This window comes from Paenibacillus alginolyticus DSM 5050 = NBRC 15375, from assembly GCF_000422905.1.
GTDB lineage: Bacteria > Bacillota > Bacilli > Paenibacillales > NBRC-103111 > Paenibacillus_E > Paenibacillus_E alginolyticus.
Genome location: NZ_AUGY01000214.1, coordinates 1 through 1,764, shown reverse-complemented (window position 1 = coordinate 1,764; position 1,764 = coordinate 1). Strand labels below are relative to the sequence as shown.

Here is a 1,764-nt window from a genome sequence, read left to right as displayed (position 1 = left end):
ACCATGTTAACAATTGGAGCCCAGCTCGTTAAGTTACGGCACAGTCAGTCACTTACACAATATCAGCTTTCGGACAAGACAGGATTAACCAGAGCGCCGATATCACACTACGAGAAAAATCGCAGAGAGCCGGACATTAAAACATTGATAATGTTAGCTGATTTTTTCAAGGTAAGTCTGGATGAACTTGTGGGGGAGAGCGGAGGAGGGGAGCGACACTGAAAGTACAGGTTAATCAATACCAAAATCCCGTCAAAAGGAACAAGTTTAAGAACAAAATAAAAACATAAAATCTGAAAGTAGGCATTAGTAACTAAAAAAGATCAAGGTATCTCCGGCATACAGCCTTGAGAGTCACCTGATCTTTTTGCATTTCCGAGGTGGAACTAAACCTATTAAATGATCCCATTATCTCACCACAAAACTTTATTTTTATCAACAATGTATAGTTTAGTTTGGTTGGCGTGAAACAGATAGTTATAAAAACGCAATATATTTAACATATTATGTGACAAATATTTTTCGTCAGATAGGCAAATACCCTCACCGGACAATGTTATTGTTAAATATACTGACGTCGTAACAAGAAAAGATACTAAGTTAGGATGTTCTACAGGAGTTCCAAAAAATGTTTGATGACAGAGCTAAGATCTTTAAAAGGAGGGAAGGTGACGCCTGATTGGGAACGGATATATACGAGCATAAATAACGCTTAGAAAATCGTTAGTTGTTGCTCTACCTTTGTCCAAAAAAAGGAAGATAATTAGATAGTGGCTCAGAAACAAAGATTGAATTGGGAACTAAATGAAGTAATCAAGAAACTAATGGAGGCGAGAAGGTTCGTCTTACGTAATCGATTCGAAAACGATGAATTCGAAATAGGAGAAACCATCCACTTTATAGGTAGAGCTATAGATCAATTAAACATTATGAAATTAGAGTATGTACCTAAGCATAAACATTAGAAGAATCCGACACAAGTGCATTACTAATTTTATTGAAACGATAAGGAGTTCAAACGGTTCCTTCACTCCTTCCGATTTTGATACTACCTGTTGGACACTAACTTAAATCCCATACTAAATAAAGGAGTTCAAATGGTGTATGATACAAATGAAACCGATAGACATTGAGGGCTGCAGAGCATTAGGAATTGAAATCAAATTGCCAAAGACAACACTACTTGCGGTAACAACTGATAAAGGGTATATCATGTGTGGTGCTTTGGATGTTCAGTTGTTAAATAGTAAATTAAAAGATCGCCAGATTATTGCAGGTCGTGCTGTTGGAGTGCGTTCCATTGAACAATTACTTGAAGCTCCCCTAGAATCCGTAACTTTTGAGGCACAAACGCTCGGAATTCACCCTGGAATGAAGGGTAGCGATGCCATCCTTAGAATGATGTGACATAACAAGATTGCCAAAAGTTTCGATCCTATTAAGACAAATGTACAAAAAATTGATATTTTGTACGTTTATCATGCCCTTTTTGCTTAGATTTCGCTGTTTTTGCTATAAACAGTCAGAGAGAAAGATTGTCGCGGCGAAATTGCACCTCCTTCGGGGGACTCCTCAGATCGTTTTCCTTTCATAAGAGTATCTGCTTTTCCTTTTAGATGAATTCCCAACATTTATAATAGACTGGGTAAATTTCTTTCCAAAGTTAGATCAACTTTCATAGACTGTTTCAGTAAGTAAAATATCTCAATATTCCAAGGAGGAGTTTTATCAAATGCACACATTCACCAAATATGCAATGCCAAT

General features: G+C 37.0%; 2 protein-coding genes. Both read left to right on the top strand.

Going from position 1 to position 1,764, the window contains the following annotated elements:
- Positions 1 to 222, top strand: a 222-nt coding sequence (locus G519_RS46725) for a helix-turn-helix domain-containing protein (RefSeq protein WP_244280361.1), incomplete at its 5' end; no start/stop codon positions are given.
- A gap of 882 nt (positions 223 to 1,104) precedes the next feature.
- On the top strand, positions 1,105 to 1,407 hold the full coding sequence (locus G519_RS0138200; RefSeq protein WP_029199008.1) for a YunC family protein: 303 nt from the start codon (positions 1,105 to 1,107) through the stop codon (positions 1,405 to 1,407).
- Positions 1,408 to 1,764 lie beyond the last annotated feature (357 nt).

Bases quoted from the DNA above. Each gene is read 5' to 3' on its own strand.
- G519_RS0138200 (WP_029199008.1), top strand. From the start codon at position 1,105: ATGATACAAATGAAACCGATAGACATTGAGGGCTGCAGAGCATTAGGA.